This is a genomic window from Pseudomonas fuscovaginae SE-1 (assembly GCF_000364705.1).
GTDB lineage: Bacteria > Pseudomonadota > Gammaproteobacteria > Pseudomonadales > Pseudomonadaceae > Aquipseudomonas > Aquipseudomonas fuscovaginae_A.
The window spans coordinates 1-21,980 of sequence record NZ_AQOH01000005.1 but is presented as its reverse complement, the minus strand read 5'-3'; the positions used below and the strand labels follow the sequence as shown (position 1 = coordinate 21,980).

Below are 21,980 nucleotides of genomic sequence, written 5' to 3'. Positions count from 1 at the left end.
CTTGCTCAGAACAATAGGCTTCGGCGGCCTTTATAACCATTTCGGTGTTGTGCTTTGCGTCTGTATATTCAGTGCAAGATATAGCTGTCCTGAAGTAACGCGTTACATCGGCATCGCCTGCTCTTCGCTTAATGAACGAAAGATACGGTTGTTCATCTCTCAGAAGCTTTTCAATGTCAATTCGCGCAGCTTCATGAAGGTGAGATATGTCAAAAGACAGAGAGTTGTTGAGGTCTAAAGTTGCCTCGTCAATGCCGACACCCTCTTTCAGCTTGAGCATTGCGATCAAAAACCACTCGCGGCCTTGGTTGTTATATCTTACGAAAAGTGGCCAGCTTGTTGTTGCCATGAACTGATCTTGCATGCGATCTGATAGTAAAGTGCTAGTGCTTACACTTAGCTCTACCAAGTCAATTTCGGCTCTCAGGTATCTTTTTAGTAAAGCAGGGAACGCATGCAGCAGAGGGTCGGCACCAAAAGTTCCGTAGCCATTACTTAGCTTTGTGTAGAGAGCGAGTACGTCGGTGCAAAGGAGATCAAGCCTTTCATCAATGGGCAATAATTCTTCCCTTGGGCGGATGGTCGTTGACCCCTCGCCCGAAGTCTCTTTTGCCTTGAGTACCCCATGAATGATTGACTCCCTGACTTCCATCTCAGCTCGCTTCCTTCGTTGTTATTGGAGCAAAAGCTCCACGTTATTGGTAGTGGTAGGCTTTTGCCATCCTATCGCCATCATAGGGGCTTTGTTGATCTTGGCAAGGGGCGGACCCAGCTGCGGAGCTCTTGGGGCCTTTCCAATAACTCAAATTCATCAATTCAGCATGAGCGACCAGTGTAGTGGTCTTGACTGTATCCCAATGGGCGCTATCCAACCGATCGTTCAAAGCCAACGCCCCCCGCTTAGCTCAATCGCCTGCCGTAGCCAGAATTACGACGGTCGCGCCTACCCACCAATGCCATGTCGCTCACCTCATCGTCCGCTCTCCGATCCTCGCCCCACGTCATCCCGCCAAGAATGCTGAGTGTTATCAGGGATCAAGGCCCCTGCGACCTGTGGGGAATGTCCTCTTCGCGGGACTGGCGGCTCCTTACGTCCGGGAGCAAGGGCATCTCATGATCTGGCCTCCTGAACACCGTTACCGGTGGGCGGGTGGAGGCAGAACTGGCTGACGAGACCAGCGCCTGAAGATCCTGAGTCGGGTGAACGCAGCAATGTGATGACCGGGGCATGCCTGACTGTCAGTCAGGTGCAGTCCATTCCTTGGTCTGCGGCACCATCATCTACATGGCTGTTGCTGGTGACATCGGCGTTTGTCACGCCAATTGTCACGAGGGGAATTGCCGCAAAGCCATGTGCGATCAGGGCTGCAGCAGTGGTAGAAGTGCCCGTCTCTTTCCAGAGAAAGAGACGGGCACAGGTTGGCGCAGGATTCGGCCAAGCGGATAGGTTGCTGCAGGGCAGCGAGGTACGGTGTATCTGGCGCACGAGCGCTATATGTGTAAGAGCATCCATCACATGGGTAGTGACCGGGCGAGCTGCCGGATGCGAATCGCCTTTGGGGAGAACCACCGCAAGAGCGGCGTGACCTTGAAGGTTCGGGTCACCTGGGGTGCTGCCTAAGGCAGCGGTTGCAAGATCAGTTCTACGCCTGTGGGTAATTTTGGTCAACGCCGTGATTTTCATGGCTTCTGGGCTTGTGGATGAAATTATCCACCGGTGGAAATCAGTGGTATCCAAAGGATTCGTGTCGGCTTTTAGCTTTGCAAAGCGAGGTCCATCCAAACAGGGCGGCTTTGCAGCCCTGTTTGGATGGACCCGAATTAAAGAGCGGCCAACGGTGTTCTGGAGGGTTCACCGACGATTGAATGCGCCACGCCCACTTGGCAAGGGAGTGATGTTGTCGCCAGCTGGATGGGCGAACTCATGTGGAGTGACATGCCCCGATCTGTTGGCATCGATGTAATTGCTCCACCACGCCATGATCAGCCGACGCTGCTCCAGAAATTCGGCCTTGTGGATATAGGCGGCGCGCACGCGATTGCGTTCCTTGTGGCTCATCTGCCGCTCAATAGCCGCGTCTGTCCACAGCCCTGACTCCAGCAAGGCGCTACAGGCCATGGTCCTGAATCCATGCCCGCATACCTCCTTGGATGTGTCGTAGCCAACGTTGCGCAGCACCTGGTTAACCGTGTTCTCTGACATTGGCTTCCAGTACTTGTGGTCACCGGGCAGCACCAGTTCAGAGAAGCGACTCAAGCCGCGCAGCCGTTCAAGGATCGCGATGACTTGCGGAGAGAGCGGCACCATCTGTATGTCTCCGCTCATCTTGGTACCACGAGTGGAATTGCGCACGCCGTCGATGGGCTTACGGGTGTCTGGGATCTCCCACATCGCTCTTTGCAGGTCGAACTCATCCCAGCGCGCAAAGCGCAGTTCGCTGGAGCGCACGAACACGTGCAGCGTCAGCAGTACAGCCAGCTTGGTTAGCTCACGGCCGTTGTAGTTGTCGATCCGGTTGAGTAGTTCGGGGAGGCGGTTGAGTGAGAGGGCAGGGCGGTGCACGGTACGCGGGGCATGAATCGACCCTGCCAGATCGAGCGCCGGGTTCTGGCTGATCTGCCGCGCCCGCTTCGCTCCCCGCATGATCGTGGAGAGATAGTTCTGCACGCGCAGGGCAACGTCCATGGTGCCGCGCTCTTTGATACGCAGAGTGACCTCAAGCAGATCATGGGTATCAAGCTCAGCGATTGGGCGTTTGCCTATCAGGGGGAAGACGTGGGTGCGCAATCGGCTCATGACGGTCTTGGCGTGTCCCTCCGTCCAGCGCCGCGACATTTCGGCATGCCACTCCAGGGCGACGGTTTCAAAAAGCAGGGAAGCTCGTTGAGCAGCTAGCTTCGCTCTCTTCTTCTCTTCCATCGGGTCGAGGTTGTCGAGCAGCAGGGCCTTGGCTTCATCGCGCTTGGTCCTCGCGACGGCCAGCGAGATGATGGGATAGTTGCCGATGATCAGCGTGCCCTCCTTGCCGCTGGGCTTGAAGTAGCGCAATCGCCACGTTTTCACGCCGTTGGGTTTCACGAAGAGGTACATGCCGCCACCGTCGAATAGCTTGTAGGCACGTTCGCGAGGTTTCGACGTACGGCATTTGAGGTCGCTGAGAGGAACGGCTAGGCGTGGCATAAGGGTACGTTCTCCATGCAGGCAAGACGCTGTACCCTAAAAATACCCCTGGGGATGGGGTATTTTGTTGGATCCCGACGGAGGGTCCTGGAACGAAAAAACCCGCCAAAGGGCGGGTTTTAGGGGCTTCCAAGGCATTCGGTGGAACGCGATGGAGCTGGATATGGTGCCGGCACCAGGAATCGAACCCGGGACCTACTGATTACAAGTCAGTTGCTCTACCATCTGAGCTATACCGGCATGTCAGGGCGACGATTATAGCGATTGGCGGGGTTCTGTAAACCCCTGATATTTGACTATTTTTGCGGGCCGGATAGCGGCCGGTCGCCGGCTATCAGCCGTCCTGGCGCGGTTCCTGGATCACCGCCAACAACCTCGCAGCCACCTCGCGCGCCTGTTCGGCCGAGACCACATTGGTGAATCCCATCAGCAAGCCACCTTCCTTCCCGGCCGTCAGTTGCCAGCGCGACAGGGGCTCGATTGCCAATCCTGTCGCCCGGGCGCACTGGGCGACGTGGCTGTCCGGCACGTCGATCAACAGGCGCACCAGCAGGTTGATCCCACCTGCCTGCGGATCGACCTTGAGCCTGCCGCCGCACACGTCTTCCAGCGCCTTGACCAGCAGCGCCCGGCGCGCGCTGTACAGTTGGCGCATTTTCTTCAGGTGGCGGGTGAAGTGGCCCTGGTTGAGGAAATCGCTGACCGTCGCCTGCAGCAGTTCCGGGCAGCGGTTGCGCAGCAGCCGGGCGCGCTGTTCGAAACGCTCGACCTGCGCCTGTGGCACCACGAGGTAGGCCAGGCGCAGGCCGGGGAACAGCATCTTGCTGAAGGTGCCAGCGTACAGCACGCGGTCGTGCTGGTCCTGGCTCTTGAGGGCGGGCAGGGGACGGCCGCGGTAGCGGAATTCGCTGTCGTAGTCGTCCTCCAGCACCCAGCTCGACTGCTGTCGTGCCCAGTCGAGCAGCGCCTGGCGGCGCGCCGGGCTCAGGGCCACGCCCAGCGGGCTCTGGTGTGCCGGGCTCACCACTGACAGCCGTGCCGAGGGTGCCTGTTGGATGCCTTGCTCCACCTGCAGGCCATCGCCATCGACCGCCACCGGGACCAGTTTCACGCCGCGATTGAGCAGGAGTTGTCTGGCATGCAGGTAGCCGGGGTCTTCGAACCAGCAGTCCTGGCCGCTCATTTCCAGGCTCTCGCAGATCAGTTCGAGCACGGCGTTGTAGCCGGGGCAGATGAACACCTGGTCCGGCGTGCAGTGCACACCCCGGTACAACCCCAGGTATTGGGCGATGGCTGCACGCAGGGGCGCATAGCCGCGTGGGTCGCTGAAGCCGAGGCTGGCGATGTCGGTCTGGCGGGCGCGCTGGGTGATCAGCCGGGCCCAAAGCTTGCGTGGGAAGGCGTCCAATGCCGGCATGCCCAGTTGCAGGGGCAGCGGGTGGTCCTGTTCTGCCTGGTTATTGCCGGAGGGTGGCTGGGCCGGAGCCGCCGGCAGGTCCTGGGCGATGATGGTGCCAGCCTGGCCACGGGCGGTCAGGTAGCCTTCGCTGGCCAGCAGCGCATAGGCGGTTTCGACGGTGCCCCGTGCGAGGTTGAGCTCGGCGGACAGGGCGCGCACTGAGGGCAGCCGGTCGCCGGGTTTCAGTTGTCCGTCGTCGATGGCGCCGCGGATGCGTCGATAGACGACCAGGTATTTCGGCAGGCCCGGTTCGGCGGCGGAGCTGGCTGGCGGCATGGGATTTTCCTTGGGCGGGCAGAACGGCCCAGTCTAAACCCATTGCAACGGTGGGACATGTCCCAAGTGGTTTGCTCGATCTTGGCCCTGTTGGCGCAGGACGGCGGTCAGCAGACTGAAGGCCATCCTCACTGACCTCACAAGGGAAACGACCATGACACAACGTCTCGACTATTTCGCCGCCGCCCCCCAGGGCTACAAGGCACTGGGGGGCGTGAAAAGCTATGTACAGGGCTGCGGCCTGTCACCTCAGCTGATCGACCTGGTGTACCTGCGGGTTTCGCAGATCAATGGCTGCGCCTACTGCATCAACCAGCATTCGCGGGATCTGCTCAAGCTGGGCGTCAGTGCCGACAAGGTGCAACTGGTGCCGGTGTGGCGCGAGGCCGAGTCGCTGTTCGATATGCGTGAGCGCGCTGCCCTGGCCTGGGCTGAAACGGTGACCCTGGTCCATCAGACGGCGATTCCGGACGCGGACTATCAGGCCGTTGCGGCAGTGTTCGGTGAAAAGGAGCTGGCTGACCTGACCCTGGCGATCGGCCTGATGAATGCGCTCAACCGCGTGGGCGTGGGTTTCCGGCTGGTGCCGCCCGGTGTCCGTGAGCATGAGGAGGTGGCCCGTGAACGGTGATCTGGAGTATCACCTGATCGAAAGCGAAGCCCGCTGTCGCGAATGTTTTGCGGTGATGCGTGAGTTGCGCCCCCAGTTGGATGACGAACAGTCCTTCGTCGAGCAGGTGTTTCGCCAGGGCGAACAGGGTTATCGACTGCTGGCGCTACGCGAGCAGGGACAGGTGATCGGCCTGGCCGGCTTTCGGGTGACGGAGAATTTTCTCTACGGGCGCTTCGTTTATGTCGACGATCTGGTAGTGACCGCCTCACAGCAGCGCCGTGAGCTGGGTGCGGCGCTGCTGGAGGCGGTGCGGCAGCATACGCGGTCCCTGGGTTATCGTTATCTGGTGCTCGATACCGGTCTGCATATGCCCTTGGCGCAGCGTTTCTATTTCCGCCAGGGGATGTTGGCCAAGGGGATGCACTTCTTTCAGGAGCTGGAGTCTGCGGTATGAGCCGTGCGTTGTTGTTGAACTTCAGCCCCCATGGCACCGCCGCACGTGGCTATCAATTGGCGGCCGGGGTGTTGCGGGGCTTGCCCGGTGTCACCGCGGTGATCGATCGGCAGTTGGGGAGTGAACCTTTGCCTGCGGTGACCCGCGACTATGCGACAGCCGTGACTGCACTGGACGGGCAGGCTCCGGCTGTCGAGGTGTCCGAGCAGCAGATCGTCGAGTTGGAGAACAGCGACCTTCTGGTGTTATGTACGCCGCTGCATAACTTCACGCAGCCGGCGGCGCTGAAATTGTGGGTCGATCATGTGGTGCGGGTTCAGCGCAGTTTTGGCCACAGTGGGGCGGGACGGAAAGTGGGGCTGCTCAGGGACCGGCCAACCTTCGTACTGGTCAGTTCCGGTGGTTTCATCCAGGGGGAGAAGGCCAACCAACCGGATTTTCTGACGCCCTGCCTGACGGCGCAGCTTGAGTGCGTGGGTATTCGGCAGGTGCACTTCATCTATCTGCAGGGTTCCGTGCGGGGAGACGAGGCGGTGCGGGGGGAGATGGTTGAGGCCAGGAAGTTGTTTCTTGAGAGGTTGGTGGCGGTGGTGGGTTAAATTGAATGGCTGCCTTCGGCGGATCGCCAGCAAGCGGAGCGCCGCCCAGCCGTCTCCCAGAAGGATTGGCGTGTCTTCAGAGAGGGTTATTGCCCTTGGCTCGCGTGCTTATGCACAAGTGTTGGGTCGGCGGAGCAGCAAGCGGAAGGATTTGTGAACGCGATCTCAGCATGTTGCAACTGTCTGTTTTTCCGTCGTTTTATTTTTTGAACAAAAAATGACCAGTCGTCTGTCGGCATTGCAGGCGTTGTTTTCAGAGGCTACCTGCTGAAAGCATCAACAGAGTTATCCACAGGTGGCGCATGGCAATGTGACAGTTAATCGCGTTCGGCCAGCAGCATCAGGTTGCGCGGGGTCAGTGGGCTTTCGCAGAACTGGCCGAGGCGTACGCGGTAGCCCTGTTCTTCCAGATACAACGCCCGATCGAGCACCAGCCACAGCTCCAGTGGGCGGCGGAACAGGCCGCGCAACAGTTCCAGGTTGCGTACCTGGGAGAGCCGTTTCCAGCCGGCGTCCTCCAATTGCGCCCAATCCCGCTCGCCCACTGTGGATAACTCCTTGAGCGCGGCCAGGTCGCGGCAGTAGTCGGCGAAGGGCTTGTTCAGCCAGGCGCTGGGTAGCGACGGGGTGGGCAAGTAGTCGTCGCTGTGGCGCAACCGGCGTTGCAGCAGGTCGAAGGCCAGGCGACGAGCCATGGAGCTGTCACGCTGGCGGCGGACCCGGCTGCCGGCGGTGACGGTTTCACTCAGGGGCAGGGCCAGGTCGTCCAGGGACAGTTGCAGGCTGGATGCCTGGGCGGCGGTGGACAGGGGCTGGTAGTTCGCGGTGCCGATGCGGTTGTAGCAGCACGGGGCGATGGCCAGTTGTTCACAGCCGGCGTGGCTGGCCAACCGCATCAGGCGCACGTGCAGGTCGCCACAGGCGTGCAGGGCTACCGGCGTGTGCTCGGCGTTCAGGCGTTGGGCGGCTTCGGCAGCCATCACGTCCTGTTGGACATGGCTGGAAGGCAGGTGGTGATGCTGGCTTAGTTGGGCGCCGCTGGCGACCAGGGCCGGGTCATGCTCCAGGCAGGTCAATTGCTGGCCGGGTTGCAGCAGTCGACGACCGAGGTGGCCCTTGCCGGAGCACCAGTCGAGCCAGTGGCCGGGAGTGCGGACGAAATCGAGGCAGGCGGCGAAGGCTTCGATCTGCTGCCACTTGCGGCCGGGGACGTCGACGTTGAGGCGTGGGTTGGCGGGCGGCAGTGGTTTGTCGGGGAGGTTGCCGATGGCGCTCAGGGCTGCGGACTCGGCGGCCAGGGCAGGGAACGGGGCGGGCGCGTCGAGTCGTTCCGGGTGGTTGTGGCTGTTCTGGGCATCCTTGAGGCTGCGCTGGCGTAGCCAGGTGGCGAGCTCCGGGTGTGCGGTTTCCCACGGCAGTCGCAGGTGGGTGAAGGGGCGTGGGCGCCAGAGGTGCTGGTGGGCCGACAGGAAGGTGTCCAGAGCCTGGAAGCGGATTTGCAGGGTGGGGCCCTGGAGAATGGGGGGCATGCTGGAGAGTCCGTTACGGTTGATTGCAGATCTGAAGCAACCGGATGCCTGTAGGAGCCGGCTTGCTGGCGATGGCGGTGGTGAGTGTTACATTGCTATCGCCAGCAAGCCGGCTCCTACAAGGGTATGCCTGTCATGAACAGGGGATTTCAAGTCCCCTGCGTCCCGATCGGCTCAACGCCCCTGGCAGGCGTCGACCCGCATCCAGCGTTCCAGCAGCTTGAACGCCTGTACCAGCAGGAACGAGATCGCCAGGTAGAACACCCCGGCGGTGAAGAACATATCCACCGTCAGGTAGTTGCGCGCGATGATGGTCCGGGTCATGCCGGTCAGCTCCAGCAGGGTCACGGTACTCGCCAGCGAGCTGGCCTTGAGCATCAGGATCACTTCGTTGCTGTAGGCCGGCAGGCCGATGCGCGCCGCCCGTGGCAGGATGATGTAGAACAGTGCCTTGGGCCGCGACATGCCCAGTGCCCGCGCTGCCTCGATCTCGCCCGGCGGGATGGCCTGGATGGCGCCGCGCAGGATCTCGGCGATGTAGGCGGTGGTGTGCAGGGTCATGGTCGCCGCCGCGCACCAGAAGGGGTCGCGCAGGTAGGGCCACATGAAGCTGTCGCGGACCACGTCGAACTGCGCCAGGCCGTAGTACACCAGGAACAGTTGCACCAGCAGCGGTGTACCGCGAAAGAAGAAGATGTAACCGTAGGGCAGCGAACGCACGTACCAGCGTTTCGAGGCCCGGGCGATGCCCAGCGGCACGGCGAGGACCAGCCCCAGCACCACGGCGATGCCCAGCAGTTCCAAGGTCAGTGCGGCGCCCTGGAAGAACTTCGGCAGCCATTTGAGGATGACTTCCCATTCCATTATGTGATCCTCACAAAACCGCGAGCGGCACGTTTTTCCAGCAAGTGCATGCCGATCATCGAGAGGATGGTCAGGCCCAGGTACATGAAGGCCGCCACCAGGTAGAAGGTGAAGGGCAACTTGGTGAACTGCACGGCGTTCTGCGCCTGGCGCATGATTTCTTCCAGGCTGATGACCGAGACCAGCGCGGTGTCCTTCATCAGGATCATGAACAGGTTGCCCAGCCCCGGCAGGGCGATGCGCCACATCTGCGGCAGGATCAGCCGGGTGAAGATCCGCGGCCGGGACATGCCCAGGGCGACGCCGGCTTCACGATGGCCCTTGGGAATCGCCAGGATCGCCCCGCGGAACACTTCCGTGGCGTAGGCACCGAAGCACAGGCCCAGGGCGATGACACCGGCGGCGAAGGGACTCAGGGCCAGGTCGGGGTTACCGAACAGGTCGCCCAGGGCGCTCATCAGGTTGACGGTGCCGTAGTAGATCAACAGCACCCAGAGCAGTTCCGGCACACCACGGACCAGGGTCGAATAGGTGCCTCCCAGCCAACGCAGCGGCGTGTAAGGGGAAGTCTTGGCCAATGCGCCGAGCAGTCCGAGCACCAGCCCCAGGCACAGGGCACAGAGCGCGAGCTTGACGGTCATCAGCGCGCCGACGGCAAGCGCCGGGCCGAATCCGTAGAGATCAATATTCATGGGCAAGGCAGGCTTTGCTTGGGGACGAGCGGCACCCGCCGGGCTCTATGGCCCTTCGGGGTGCCGGCCATCGGGACGGGTCAGAGGATACTGAACGGGAAGTACTTGTCGTTGATCTTCTTGTAGGTGCCGTCGGCGATGATTTCCTTCAGTGCGGCGTTCAGGCGCTCACGCAGGGCGTCGTCCTTCTTGCGCACGGCGATGCCGATCTTGTCGCTTTCTTCCACCGGGTCGCCCTTGAATTCGTAGGCCTTGCCGGCGTCGCTTTTCAGCCACTCATAGTTGACGTACTTGTCCGCCAGGATGGCGTCCAGGCGGCCGGCCTGCAGGTCGAGGTAGGCGTTTTCCTGGGTGTCATAGAGCTTGATGGTGACATCGCTGCCCAGGTGGTCTTCCAGCCAGCTGCCGGCCAGGGTCGAACGCTGTGCGCCGATGATCTTGCCCTTGAGCGAGGCCTTGTCGGTCTTGAACTCGGTGTCTTTCCTGGCGGCGATGAACTGCAGTTTGTTGGAGTAGTACGGGTCGGTGAAGTTGACCGCCTGCTTGCGCTCCTCGGTGATCGACATGGACGAGATCAGGAAGTCGAACTTTTTGGTCTGCAAGGCCGGGATGATGCCGTCCCAGTCGGAGGTGACCACAGTGCACTCGACTTTCATCTTGGCGCACAGGGCGTCACCGATATCCTTGTCGAAGCCTACGACCTGACCACTGGCGTCCTTGTTGTTGAACGGTGGGTAGGCGGCCTCGATGCCCATCTTCAGGGTCTCGGCCAGGGCGCTGGCGCTGAAGGCCATGGAGACGGCAGCGGCCAGGAGGATTTTCTTGTAGGTCTGCATGCGTGTTGCTCCGTTAGCGGTTGCTGGACATGAATTGTTTGCAGCGCGCCGACTGCGGGTTCTCGAAGACCTGCTGCGGCGTGCCCTGCTCTTCCACCAGGCCCTGGTGGAGGAATACCACTTCACTGGACACCTGGCGGGCAAAGCCCATTTCATGGGTGACCAGCAGCATGGTACGGCCTTCTTCGGCCAGGGCGCGGATTACGTTGAGCACTTCCTGGACCATCTCGGGGTCGAGGGCCGAGGTCGGCTCGTCGAACAGGATGACCTTCGGTTGCATGGCCAGCGTGCGGGCGATGGCCGCGCGTTGTTGCTGGCCGCCGGAAAGCTGGGCGGGGTAGGCGTGGCGCTTGTCGGCGATGCCGACCTTGGCCAACAGGGCCTCGGCGATCTCGATGGCCTCGGCCTTGCTCTGGCCGAGTACCCGGCGCGGGGCCTCGATGATGTTGTCGAGGATGGTCATGTGCGGCCAGAGATTGAAGTTCTGGAACACGAAACCGATTTCGCTGCGCAGGCGGTTGATCTGCCTGCCATCGGCGGCCACCAGCTCGCCGTTCTTCGCGGCCTTGAGCTTGAGTTCCTCGCCGTTGACCAGAATCTGGCCCTGGTGCGGGTTCTCCAGCAGGTTGATGCAGCGCAGGAACGTGGATTTACCGGATCCGGAGGAACCGAGGATCGAGATCACGTCACCGTCACGGGCGGTCAGCGAGATACCCTTGAGTACCTCCAGCTCACCATAGCGTTTGTGCAAGTTGCGGATTTCAAGCGCGGGCGTGGCCTCAGCCATGTGCGTTCCTCATTGTTCATTGCGCTCCTGCTGTTGGCTGCCTTCCTGGCGAGCGCCAAGCTAGCATAGGGTTCGAACGGGGTAGGTCGGTGCCGTGGCAGGTTGTCGCATCGGCACAGCAGACTGTCGCCCCATCAACAACCGGACACCCGTTTGATCCGTCTTTACCTTGACCGTCGCGTCAAAAAGGGCGCGATGTTGCCAGCTTTGGCCCAGGGTTGGAAGGGTAAACCGGCTCAACGGACATTGCTTCGCCCTCAAATGGGGCGCATGGGTCATTTTTGCCTGTTTCCGGTGCGGCCGGCAGGTCTGAATCTGGGTGGCTCGGTAACGTTCTGGCTAATAGCCATTAATCTCAATGACTTGCGATCGTCCTTCGGTCGGGTGTCCAGGCCCCGGGAGCCGGGGCGCTGTAATATTTTGGCGCAAAATTTGCGTAAAAAATAAAACACGCCCCGTTGAGTTCCTTTTACAAGGTGCCCGGTAACGCGGGGTGGAATGAATAGCTCTTCATTGCACAGGTAATCTCCCAATGAGCAGTACGCATAATTCCAACAATCTGGAGCAAGGGCTCAAGCCCCGGCATGTGACGATGTTGTCGATCGCCGGGGTGATCGGCGCCGGGCTGTTCGTCGGTTCCGGGCATGCGATTGCCGAAGCGGGTCCGGCGGTGCTGATGGCTTATGCCGCGGCAGGCACGCTGGTGGTACTGGTGATGCGCATGCTGGCCGAGATGGCTGTGGCTTCCCCCGATACCGGTTCCTTTTCGACCTACGCCGACCGTGCCATCGGGCATTGGGCCGGTTTCACCATCGGTTGGCTGTACTGGTGGTTCTGGGTGCTGGTGATTCCGCTGGAGGCCAACGCCGCCGCGACGATCCTGCACGCCTGGTTTCCCAACGTGGCGATCTGGGCCTTTACCTTGGTCATTACCTTGCTGCTGACCGCGACCAACCTGTTCAGCGTGAAGAACTACGGTGAATTCGAGTTCTGGTTCGCCCTGATCAAGGTGGTGGCGATCATCGGCTTCGTCGCGCTGGGCATCCTGGCGATCCTTGGCCTGCTGCCGACCAGCCAGGTCAGCGGCGTGTCGCACCTGGTCGATACCGTGGGCTTCATGCCGAACGGCCTGGGCGCGGTGCTGGCGGCCATGCTGACCACCATGTTCTCGTTCATGGGGACCGAGATCGTGACCATCGCCGCGGCCGAATCGAAAGACCCGGGCAAGCAGATCACCAAGGCCACCAACTCGGTGATCTGGCGGATCGGCCTGTTCTACCTGGTATCGATCTTCATCGTGGTGTCGCTGGTACCCTGGAATGACCCGAGCCTGGCGGCCGTGGGTTCCTACCAGACCGTGCTGGATCGCATGGGGATCCCGAACGCCAAGCTGATCGTCGATCTGGTGGTTCTCGTTGCCGTGACCAGTTGCCTGAATTCGGCGCTGTACACCGCTTCGCGGATGCTGTTCTCCCTGGGCAGGCGCGGCGATGCGCCGGCGATGTCCAAGCGCACCAACGCCAGCGGCACGCCTTACTGGGCGGTGATGCTGTCGACCGGGGCGGCGTTCCTGGCGGTATTCGCCAACTACGTTGCGCCTGCTGCGGTGTTCGAGTTCCTGCTCGCCAGTTCCGGCGCGATCGCGCTGCTGGTGTACCTGGTGATCGCCGTATCGCAACTGCGCATGCGTCGTCAGCGGGTCGCCAAGGGTGAAACGATCGACTTCAAGATGTGGCTGTTCCCCGGGCTGACCTGGGCGGTGATCGCATTCATCGTCGCGGTGCTGACGGTGATGCTGTTCCAGGACGCTCATCGCGTCGAGGTCCTGGCGACCGGTCTGCTGAGCATTCTGGTGGTGGCGGCGGGCCTGCTGGTCTCGCGTCGGCGTCGGCTGGAGAAGGCCGGGCGGGTGGTGCTGAACTAGGTACCTGCCAGGGCCCCTTGCTCACCGCCAGGGGCCTGGTACCGGCAGTTGATCTGCCGGTGATGTCTCAAGCGCCCTGCGGGGCGCTTTTCTTTATGCTCCAGCGTCCTGCAGAGCCTGCGAAGCCGCTACATAGTCTGCCTGGAAGGCCGGGCTCTCGATCCAGGCCAGTGCGGCCTCCTCGGTGCCTTCGGTGGACCACTGGCGGTACTCGATCAATGCGGACAGGATGAAGTCTGTCGCATCCTCTTCCCCCTCCTGTTCTACGACCAACTCCAGCAGCGGGTCTTCCAGGAAGACGCGGCACATGGCCTGCTGGCTGGTGGCCTCGGCGTCGCGCATTCTCTTGAACAGATCCGTCAGGTCGACCGACTCGAGGTCGATCCGGTCGTCATCGATCGGCAACGATTCGACCGGCTCGCTGGCGCGGCGGACGCGGTTCTGCTTGGCCTTGGTTTTCGCCCGTTGTGCGCGCTTGTGTTGCTTGTTCTGGGATGCCATGGGCTGTGGTGCTTTGGAAAAGGGACAAGCGCGGATTATCCCAGTGAACCCGGGGAATGCCAAAGAGCATTTTGTCGAGGGGCCAGGTTACTGGCGTTTCTGGCGCAGCAGCTTTTTGGCAAACCAGGGAACTCGAGCGGAACCGGATCGCGGACGAATTCCCTGGTGGGTGTCGATGTGCGAGGCGGCTTCGTGCTGCACGGCCTCGCGGTCCTGGCTGGCGAGCAGGCGTTCGTAATACAACGTACCGATCTGTCGTTCCAGGGCGCGGGTGGTCCAGTTCTGGTTGGCCGCTTCATGCATGTACCAATGACGAGCAGCTTCCTCATCCACGCGCAGGAGGTGGCGGTAACGGGTTCAGCTCGATTCGTGGCGCAGCGCGTCCCACTTTGGGAAGGCTTTGTAGAAAAGTCGCATGTAGCGCAGGTTTGAGGCATCGAACCCTTTGCCGAATTGCGCCGTCAAGCGCTCGCCAAGTGCTGGTGGCAGGTGTTTCCCGCAAGCGGCGCGTTCAGCTCCTGCCTGTTCGAACTCAACGATATGCCGGCCGATCTGCCAGCAGGTTTGTACCTGAATCGTGTCCGGGGCACGCAAGGCGCGTTGACGGGCTTGGCGAATCAGGCCGCCGAGGTTTTCGATTAGAGGGGCAAGCTGTCTGTCCTGCCCGCTGGCGGTGATGGAAGGGGTCATGGAGGCCTCTTGTGTGAATGGTTTGTCCGCAAGAGGATGCCTCATCAGGTTTTACGGTAAAAAGGCCGTAGTTTCCAGGCTTTGTAGGCCGTTGCCGGGGAAGTAGCCGTACAGGCCGGCCACCAGTGGCATCAGCAGGTGCCACTTGGTGAACATCTTCCAGCGCATGGTCGGGGCGTAGTCGCGCCATTAGGCGAACTGTGCGCCGACTGTCACCAGGCGTCGGATCAGTTGCCCCGAACTCGCCAGCCCCGCCGCACAGCCGCGAAGCTGTGACCGACCACTTCGATCGGCTGGCCAGGGAGCTCGCGGCAGGCCTGCTGCAGCATGGCTTCGAAATCCAGCATGCCCCAGTCGCTCCAGGAGGCCCTGAACCCGCCCATCGAGGCCGGACGCGATTCGCCGATGCCGCGATAGTCGTAGGTGATCACGTCGAGGCCGTTGGCAAACAGGTAGTCGGCGAATCGCGAGTAATAGCGACAGCGCAACGAAGTGGCGGCATTGATGATCACCACTGGACGCTCGGCCTGGCGTTCGCCATGGCGCCACTGGAAGCCGCCCAGGGCTGGGCCGATCCGTCAGCGCGTTCTCTCAATTTGCCAATTTGGTTGTAGTGCTGGTTGATGGGACTGGTATATAGAAATATCCCTTCACCATGGCCTTGCCATCCTTTGCATTGCGTAAGCGGATCTTCTCGACCGGGTACTCCTGCGTGTACTCGACGAAGTACTCTTTGCCGGCTTCGATCGGCAGGTTCAAAAATACGTTTTTGGGATGCGGGCTCTGCCCGGCCGAGACCTTGTGCAAGCCGGGGCTCACCTGGATCCAGGAATAGGTCTTGTCGCTGAGTCCAACCACTGCGCTGTCATTGATGCTGAACACGCTGTCGTAAAGGCTGCCTTGGATGACTTGGGTTCGCATCATGTAGAGCAGGGCCTTGCCCTCAGGTGGCGGTGGTGGTTCGAAATAGGGTTGAGTGGAGCTGGTGTGACCGCAGCCAGTCAGCAATAGCATGAGCAGCAGGGCCGGGATTTTTTTCAATGTCGGACTCATTTGCCTTGCCCCAGTAGCTGGTCAATCACCGGTGCCATCTTTTCTTCGATCGACGCTATCTTGGATAGGTCGAAACCTCCCTCGCCCGTCAGGTTGTAATGTCCAAAACCAATCTGCTGATCTCCCCTGAAGATCCGGACCGTGGCGTCGGACAGGTACGGGTAAAGGTCCCAGGAACGAATGGCGGTGTAGGTCAGGCGATATTCACAACTGCTGGGGGCTGGTGCCGTGTAAAGGCGGCTATCGATGTTGTGCCTGCGCAATAGCGCCTGCAGGCCGTCCACGAAGTCACCCACCACGACCTTCGGGTTTTCTTCGATGCAAAGATGCGAAATGTTGTACTGAGGGGCGATTGGCTCGACCTTGACGTTGGTACAACCAACCAATGCCAAGAGAAGGCCTGTGGTGACGGCTTTGCGCAGCATGTTCAATCCCTGATGCTCGAGATGATATCAAAAAGATACCATCATGGTGGTCTTGCGCGATTTCCAGGTCAATGTTCTGGCCTGGGCATCGATGCCATGGCCGATAAATTCCAGGCAATAAAAAACCCGCACTGGGCGGGTTTTTAGTTTCAGCTGGTGTTGACACCACCTGAAGCAATGAGTGGTGCCCAGAGACGGAATCGAACCGCCGACACGGGGATTTTCAATCCCCTGCTCTACCGACTGAGCTATCTGGGCAACGGGGCGCATTAAAAGCGTTTTTCGAGGTTGCGTCAAGCACGATTTCAAAAAAATTTTAATTATTACCGTCGCTTACGACTCAAGCCTCGAAAACACGGGATCATTCGGCCGGCGGAACGTAGCCTTCGGCCTTGGCGTAATCCTCGCCGGAAAAGAACTTGTCCATCTCACCCTGGATGTATTTGCGGTCGTCCGCATTCATCATGTTCAGGCGCTTTTCGTTGATCAGCGGGGTCTGGTGTTTCAGCCAGTCGCTCCAGGCCTTCTGGGAGACGTGGTCGAAAATGTCCTGGCCCTTGGCGCCCGGATACGGTGGGCGATCCAGGCCTGGCAGTTCTTCGTGGTACTTGCGGCACATTACGGTGCGGGTCATGACGACTCTCCTGCGTTCAATACGTCGGCGGCGCGCTTGAGCAGCTTTTTCACCGGGGCGGCGAGCCCCAGGCGCGGCGGGGTGGCGAGGTTATACCAGAGCCAGTCGGCCTCGGCCACGTGATGGGCGGACTCCTCGACCCGCACCAGCCACGGCTCGATATCCAGCTGGAAATGGCTGAAGGTGTGGGTCAGCCCCGGCAGTTCCCGCTGCTCTCCCAGCTCCAGCGAGTGCTGCAGGGCCAGGTGTGGCAGGTCATCGAGGCCGTCCAGCTCCGGCAGGCTCCACAGGCCTCCCCAGAGGCCGCTGGAAGGCCTGCGGTAAAGCAGGATGGCGCCTTCGCGGTTGGCCAGCAGCGGCATCAGCGTGCGCTTCTGGGGCACGCTCTTGCGCGGCTTGGGAATCGGGTAGCGGGTTTCCAGGCTGTACTTGTGGGCTTCGCAACCGCTTTCCAGCGGGCAGAGCAGGCAACTGGGCCTGCTGCGGGTGCAGAGCGTCGCACCGAGGTCCATCATCGCCTGGGTGTAGTGGTTGACCCGTGTGTGAGGGGTGAAACGCTCGGCAGTGGCCCAGAGCTGTTTCGCCACCTTGGGTTCGCCCGGATAACCCTCCTGGGCGGTGTAGCGGGCCAGCACGCGCTTGACGTTGCCGTCGAGGATCGGCGCGCGTATGCCCATGCTGATACTGGCGATGGCGCCGGCGGTGGAGCGGCCGATGCCGGGGAGTTCGGTGAGCTTCTCGACATCCCGCGGAAATTCGCCGCCATGTTCGGCGACGACGATCTTCGCGGTCTTCTGCAGGTTGCGCGCCCGGGTGTAGTAGCCCAGGCCGGTCCACAGGTGCAGCACTTCATCTTCCGGTGCGGCAGCCAGGGCTTCGACCGTCGGCAACGAAGCCATGAACCGGTCGAAGTAGTTCAGCACGGTGTTGACCTGGGTCTGCTGCAGCATGATTTCCGACACCCATACCCGATACGGGTTGATGTCCTGCTGCCAGGGCAGGTCGTGGCGGCCGTGGCGGTCGTACCAGTCCAGCACCGCCGTTGAAAACTGCTCGGCTCTCATCGTTTGAACAGCCCCTTGAGTGCGTTCTTCAGTTCCGGGCTGACCTTGTCGCCGAGTTTCTCGTCGATCTTTTCACTCAGCTTGTTGCCGGCCGCACGTGCGGCCACCTGGCCGAGGCCGTCCTTGTCGATGCGGCAGGCCTTGGCGCCCAGTTCCAGCGGGCCACGGCAGCGCAGCGGCCATTCGATATCGGCGAAATTCTCGCCGACCTGGCAGGCCGGGTCCGGCATGTCGCTCTTGTCGCCTTCGACGATGACGCCGATGCGGTAGTCCATGCCCAGCACGCGCAGATCGATGTCTCCGTTACCGTTGACGGTCAGGCCGGGGATGCGGACTTTCATGTCGGGGTTGCTGGCGACGCCATTGCGGATGTTCAGGCTGCCCTTGAGTTCCTGGAACGGGGTGTCCTTGCCGCGTGGTTCGCTGCTCAGGGGCTTGCGGTTGAGCAGGGCGATACCGGTGCAGAGCTGCTGCTCCAGGTTGGCGTTGAGCAGCACGCCGTTATTGAGGACGAAGCTGGCGGTGCCGTTGAGGCTGTCGATCAGCGCCTTTTCGCTATTGCCGGTACCGCTCAGATTGCTGTCGAGGGTGATCGCGCCCTTGATCGGCGACTTCTGTCCCTGGGCCTGCAGCACGCGTTCGACCGGCACCCGGTTCAGCCGGGTCTGCAGGTTCAGTCGCGGTGTGTCGTTGCGTACATCGAGGCTGCCCTTGCTGTCGAAGTTGCCGTCGTAGAGCTCGCCGCGCAGGCTGGCGAGGGTCAGCAGGCCCCCCTGGCCGCTGGCCTTGAGGGCGGCGTTGTCGATCGGCAGCTTCTTCAGGGTCAGTTGGTCGAAGCTCAGGTCGGCATCCACGTCGAGGTTGCGCAGGCGCTCGATCGGCAGCAGCCGGTCGTTGCTCCAGGCACCCTTGGTCGGTGAATCGGGCAGCGGTGTGGTACCGCCGACGGCATTCGCCTCGCTGCTCATGACTTCGGCCTGGCGCACCTTCGAGGCGCTGTCGGCATCGGCCGATTTCGGAGGCAGGTAGCGGTCGGCGTCGAACCTGTCGCCCTTGAGTTGTACGCGCAGGGACTGCTTGGCGAAGTCCTCGACGGCGATACGGCCACTGAAGGTGCTGTCGTCGAGTTTCAGGTTGATGTTGTTCAGCTCCAGGCTGCTCGGGGTGCCGCCCAGGCGGGTCACCAACTCGACCTTGCCGAGGCTGCCGTCGGCTACCGGTGGCAGCGGTTGGCCGATGCTGTCGAGGAACTTCATCAGGTCGAACTGGGCAATCGACAGACCGCCACTGATCTGTGGGGTCTTGTCGAGGTCGCGGGCCTTGAGTTCGCCAATGGCGCGCAACTGGTTGGCCGACAGCTTGAGGCTGGTCCACTCGGCGACGTTGGCGGCCATGTCCACCAGCAACTGCCCCTGCATCGAGAAGGTCAGGCTCTTGCCCTGCAGCGGGTCGCCCGAGGCTTCGCCGCTCAGGCGCATGTCTTCGAACTGGTAGCGCTTGAGCGCACGGTCGAAGCGCAGGTTGCCGCCCAGCTCGGTACGAGCTCGCAGCACCGGCTGGTTGGTGCCGAAGAAGGCGGTCAGCTTGACCGCGATCTCCTTGCCTTCGTGAACCGGGCCGGTGCTCAGTTGGATGCTTTCCGAGGTGATCTGGCGGCCGGTCTTCTCATCGTTGAATTCGACCCGGGCGTTGTTCACCGTCAGGCTGTCGATATCCATGCGGATCGGTTGCGAGGGCTTTTCCGCCTCGACAGTGCCGCCGCCCTGTGAGCGGCCGGCGGGCTGCTCCGCAGCGCCGGCCGTTGTCGTGCCGGGCAACGGCCGGCCGATATCTTCCCAGTTGCCGTGGCCGTCCTTGTCGCGATTGAGCATCAGGTTCAGGCCTTCGACGCGTACGTCGCTCATTTGCACTTCGCGGCGCAGCAGCGGCAGGACACGCACCGACAGGCCGAGCATCTGCAGGTCGGCGAATGGCTTGGTCGGGTTGGTCAGGGTCGCTACGCTGGCGTCATGCAGCTCCAGGCCCAGCCACGGGAACAGGCTCCAGCCGATGTCGCCATTGAGGGTCAGCTCGATGTGGGCCTTGTCGCGGGCTATCTGGCGAATCTCGTCCTTGTAGTCGTTGGGATCGAACCAGTGGGTGAGCGCGAAGCCCAGCGCCACGATGATCAGCAACAGTCCGAGAAGTACCAGACCCAGGATTTTGCCGAACGCTTTCATGGGCGAATCCTTGTGTTGAATCGAATTTGAAGTCAGCTGGCGAGTATAACGCTACGAGGACGGTCGGTTGGCGCTAGGTTGTTGGCGATTGTGAATCGACCGGTGTAGCGGTGTTGCCGGAAATGCCCCATCGCCAGCAAGCGGAGCGCCGCCCGGCCTTCTCCCACAAGGAGAGAAGCGGGCCGCTCCCGCAGAGGGGAAGTGGCACGGCGATGCAGTTTGATTACAAAAGACGATATCAGTTTGCTTTATCTGTAACGCGCAAGTGGTAATCTCTCGCAGTTCGTCTGCCTTTCTGCGGCTTTTTGTCGCGTTCTGGAGCTTCATTTCGATAAAACGACCACGCCTGCGTGCATGAAGGTTGGGAATGAGGTGTGTCCGGCGAACCACAATTCCAATGGGGGAAAACACCAATGAGCACTAGCATCACGGCGGGCAGCGCTGCCGCCGAGCCAGCGTTCCTGTCCAAGGAACGCATCATCGCCAAGCCCGGTTTCAACCGCTGGCTGGTTCCACCGGCCGCCCTGGCCATCCACCTGTGCATCGGCATGGCCTATGGCTTCTCGGTGTTCTGGCTGCCACTGTCCAAGGCCCTGGGTATCACCGCACCGGTCGCCTGCGCGCCGGATATCGGTTTCTTCGAACAGGTGTTCTCGTCGCAGTGCGACTGGCCGATCTCGATGCTCGGCTGGATCTACACCCTGTTCTTCATCTTCCTCGGCTGCTCCGCGGCAATCTGGGGTGGCTGGCTGGAACACGCCGGCCCACGCAAGGCCGGTGTGGTCTCGGCACTGTGCTGGTGTGGCGGCCTGCTGATTTCCGCGCTGGGTATCCATACCCACCAGATCTGGCTGATGTGGCTCGGTTCGGGCGTGATCGGCGGTATCGGCCTGGGCCTGGGCTACATCTCGCCGGTATCGACTCTCATCAAGTGGTTCCCGGACAAGCGTGGCATGGCCACCGGCATGGCGATCATGGGCTTCGGCGGTGGTGCGATGGTCGGTGCGCCACTGGCGACCGCGCTGATGGGCCATTTCGCCTCGCCGACCAGCGTCGGCGTGTGGCAGAGCTTCGTCGCCATGGCGGTGATCTACTTCATCTTCATGATCGGTGGCGCCTTGGCCTACCGCGTTCCGCCGACCGGCTGGAAGCCGGAGGGTTGGACCGCGCCAGTGAAGAAAGCCAGCAATGCGATGATCACCAACCGTCACGTGCATGTGAACGTGGCCTGGAAAACCCCGCAATTCCGTCTGGTGTGGCTGGTGCTGTGCCTGAACGTTTCCGCCGGTATCGGTATCCTCGGCATGGCTTCGCCACTGCTGCAGGAAGTCTTCGCTGGCAAGCTGCTGGGCAATGATCTGACCTTCAGCCAGCTGGATGCCGCGCAACTGGCGCAGATCGCCGCGATCGCCGCCGGTTTCACCGGCCTGCTGAGCCTGTTCAATATCGGTGGCCGGTTCTTCTGGGCCTCGTTCTCCGACTACATCGGCCGCAAGGCGACCTACTTCGTGTTCTTCGCCCTGGGCTTCGCGCTCTACGCCTCGGTACCGAGCCTCGGTCACCTGGGCAGCGTCGCGCTGTTCGTGGCGGCGTTCTGCGTGGTCCTGTCGATGTACGGCGGCGGTTTCGCCACCGTTCCGGCCTACCTGGCGGACCTGTTCGGCACCCAGATGGTCGGCGCGATCCACGGTCGCCTGCTGACCGCCTGGGCGGCAGCCGGCGTACTCGGCCCGGTGCTGGTGAACTACCTGCGCGAGTACCAGTTGAGCCTCGGTGTACCGCGTGCCGCCGCCTACGACATCACCCTGTACATCCTCGCCGGCCTGCTGGTGCTGGGTTTCATCTGCAACCTGCTGGTGCGCCCGGTGGCCGACAAGTACTTCATGACCGATGCCGAGCTGGCCGCCGAACAGGCGCTGGGTCATGACAAGGGCGCCGACGGCAGCACCGTGCTGGAGTGGAAGGCCGCGCCGGGCAGCAAGCCATTGGCGATCGCCGCCTGGCTGGTGGTGGGCATTCCGCTGGCCTGGGGTATCTGGGTCACCCTGCAAAAGACCGCCGTGCTGTTTCACTAGTTGCCTGTACGGTTAATCCGCACACTCAAATTCGGGTTCAGGGGTTTGCCAGGCAAGGCGCCATGACGAGTCGTAGCAGGGCTACGGCGAGGAATGGCAACGCAG

The 21,980-nt window shown here is 61.5% G+C and carries 19 protein-coding genes, 2 tRNA genes and 2 pseudogenes; 5 read left to right on the top strand and 18 right to left on the bottom strand.

The window, feature by feature from the left end:
• The 4 genes from K675_RS0100830 to K675_RS0100810 form a co-directional block, all read right to left on the bottom strand.
• On the bottom strand, positions 1-652 hold a 652-nt coding region (locus K675_RS0100830), incomplete at its 3' end, for a nucleoid-associated protein (protein ID WP_017901610.1).
• A gap of 1,200 nt (positions 653-1,852) precedes the next feature.
• Positions 1,853-3,181: a tyrosine-type recombinase/integrase gene (locus K675_RS0100820; protein WP_017901608.1), complete on the bottom strand. Its 1,329-nt coding sequence runs from the start codon at positions 3,179-3,181 to the stop codon at positions 1,853-1,855.
• A 164-nt stretch (positions 3,182-3,345) separates the two neighbouring features.
• A tRNA-Thr gene (locus K675_RS0100815) sits at positions 3,346-3,421 on the bottom strand.
• 94 nt (positions 3,422-3,515) lie between these two features.
• Entirely contained in the window at positions 3,516-4,916 is a 1,401-nt protein-coding gene (locus K675_RS0100810; protein ID WP_017901607.1) for a PLP-dependent aminotransferase family protein, read from the bottom strand.
• A gap of 154 nt (positions 4,917-5,070) precedes the next feature.
• Here K675_RS0100810 and K675_RS0100805 point away from each other — a divergent pair, with 154 nt between their 5' ends.
• From K675_RS0100805 to K675_RS0100795, 3 genes are read left to right on the top strand one after another with little or no spacing between them, the layout of a single operon-like run.
• Positions 5,071-5,547, top strand: a complete 477-nt coding sequence (locus K675_RS0100805) for a carboxymuconolactone decarboxylase family protein (RefSeq protein WP_017901606.1) — start codon at positions 5,071-5,073, stop codon at positions 5,545-5,547.
• Positions 5,537-5,983, top strand: coding sequence for a GNAT family N-acetyltransferase (locus K675_RS0100800; RefSeq protein WP_017901605.1), 447 nt, complete (start codon positions 5,537-5,539; stop codon positions 5,981-5,983). Before K675_RS0100805 ends, K675_RS0100800 begins: the two co-directional genes overlap by 11 nt.
• Positions 5,980-6,582 (top strand): FMN-dependent NADH-azoreductase, encoded by a 603-nt coding sequence (locus K675_RS0100795; protein ID WP_017901604.1) that lies wholly within the window; start codon positions 5,980-5,982, stop codon positions 6,580-6,582. Before K675_RS0100800 ends, K675_RS0100795 begins: the two co-directional genes overlap by 4 nt.
• Positions 6,583-6,899: 317 nt before the next feature.
• Here the strand turns inward: K675_RS0100795 and K675_RS0100790 are convergent, their stop codons facing one another.
• The 5 genes from K675_RS0100790 to K675_RS0100770 form a co-directional block, all read right to left on the bottom strand.
• A complete protein-coding gene (locus K675_RS0100790; protein ID WP_017901603.1) occupies positions 6,900-8,111 on the bottom strand; it encodes a methyltransferase in 1,212 nt (403 codons plus the stop codon).
• A gap of 174 nt (positions 8,112-8,285) precedes the next feature.
• Positions 8,286-8,975, bottom strand: coding sequence for an ABC transporter permease (locus tag K675_RS0100785; RefSeq protein WP_017901602.1), 690 nt, complete (start codon positions 8,973-8,975; stop codon positions 8,286-8,288).
• Positions 8,975-9,667 (bottom strand): ABC transporter permease, encoded by a 693-nt coding sequence (locus tag K675_RS0100780; RefSeq protein WP_017901601.1) that lies wholly within the window; start codon positions 9,665-9,667, stop codon positions 8,975-8,977. The genes K675_RS0100785 and K675_RS0100780 overlap by 1 nt, the downstream gene beginning before the upstream one ends.
• A gap of 80 nt (positions 9,668-9,747) precedes the next feature.
• A complete protein-coding gene (locus K675_RS0100775) occupies positions 9,748-10,503 on the bottom strand; it encodes an ABC transporter substrate-binding protein (RefSeq protein WP_017901600.1) in 756 nt (251 codons plus the stop codon).
• Between the two features lie 13 nt (positions 10,504-10,516).
• On the bottom strand, positions 10,517-11,290 hold the full coding sequence (locus K675_RS0100770; RefSeq protein WP_017901599.1) for an ABC transporter ATP-binding protein: 774 nt from the start codon (positions 11,288-11,290) through the stop codon (positions 10,517-10,519).
• Between the two features lie 532 nt (positions 11,291-11,822).
• Between K675_RS0100770 and gabP the strand changes: the two genes are divergently transcribed.
• Positions 11,823-13,214, top strand: coding sequence for a GABA permease (gene gabP / locus K675_RS0100765; RefSeq protein WP_017901598.1), 1,392 nt, complete (start codon positions 11,823-11,825; stop codon positions 13,212-13,214).
• 93 nt (positions 13,215-13,307) lie between these two features.
• Here the strand turns inward: gabP and K675_RS0100760 are convergent, their stop codons facing one another.
• The 9 genes and pseudogenes from K675_RS0100760 to K675_RS0100715 form a co-directional block, all read right to left on the bottom strand.
• Positions 13,308-13,715 carry a hypothetical protein gene (locus K675_RS0100760; protein WP_017901597.1) on the bottom strand — a complete coding sequence of 136 codons (408 nt, stop codon included), beginning with the start codon at positions 13,713-13,715 and terminating at the stop codon, positions 13,308-13,310.
• Positions 13,716-13,825: 110 nt separating this feature from the next.
• Positions 13,826-14,405, bottom strand: a pseudogene (locus K675_RS31975) (DUF1016 N-terminal domain-containing protein); the annotation flags it as partial.
• Between the two features lie 66 nt (positions 14,406-14,471).
• Positions 14,472-14,980: pseudogene (locus K675_RS30240) on the bottom strand (alpha/beta fold hydrolase); the annotation flags it as partial.
• A gap of 16 nt (positions 14,981-14,996) precedes the next feature.
• Entirely contained in the window at positions 14,997-15,446 is a 450-nt protein-coding gene (locus K675_RS0100740; protein ID WP_017901595.1) for a DUF2846 domain-containing protein, read from the bottom strand.
• Between the two features lie 8 nt (positions 15,447-15,454).
• Positions 15,455-15,883 (bottom strand): Sbal_3080 family lipoprotein, encoded by a 429-nt coding sequence (locus K675_RS0100735; protein ID WP_017901594.1) that lies wholly within the window; start codon positions 15,881-15,883, stop codon positions 15,455-15,457.
• A 182-nt stretch (positions 15,884-16,065) separates the two neighbouring features.
• A tRNA-Phe gene (locus tag K675_RS0100730) sits at positions 16,066-16,141 on the bottom strand.
• A 103-nt stretch (positions 16,142-16,244) separates the two neighbouring features.
• Positions 16,245-16,517, bottom strand: a complete 273-nt coding sequence (locus K675_RS0100725; protein ID WP_017901593.1) for an oxidative damage protection protein — start codon at positions 16,515-16,517, stop codon at positions 16,245-16,247.
• Entirely contained in the window at positions 16,514-17,581 is a 1,068-nt protein-coding gene (mutY, locus tag K675_RS0100720; protein WP_017901592.1) for an A/G-specific adenine glycosylase, read from the bottom strand. The genes K675_RS0100725 and mutY overlap by 4 nt, the downstream gene beginning before the upstream one ends.
• The gene (locus K675_RS0100715) at positions 17,578-19,800 is read right to left on the bottom strand and encodes an AsmA family protein (protein ID WP_017901591.1); all 2,223 of its coding nucleotides are present in this window, start codon (positions 19,798-19,800) and stop codon (positions 17,578-17,580) included. Before K675_RS0100715 ends, mutY begins: the two co-directional genes overlap by 4 nt.
• A gap of 413 nt (positions 19,801-20,213) precedes the next feature.
• Here K675_RS0100715 and K675_RS0100710 point away from each other — a divergent pair, with 413 nt between their 5' ends.
• Positions 20,214-21,875, top strand: coding sequence for an OFA family MFS transporter (locus K675_RS0100710; RefSeq protein ID WP_017901590.1), 1,662 nt, complete (start codon positions 20,214-20,216; stop codon positions 21,873-21,875).
• Positions 21,876-21,980 lie beyond the last annotated feature (105 nt).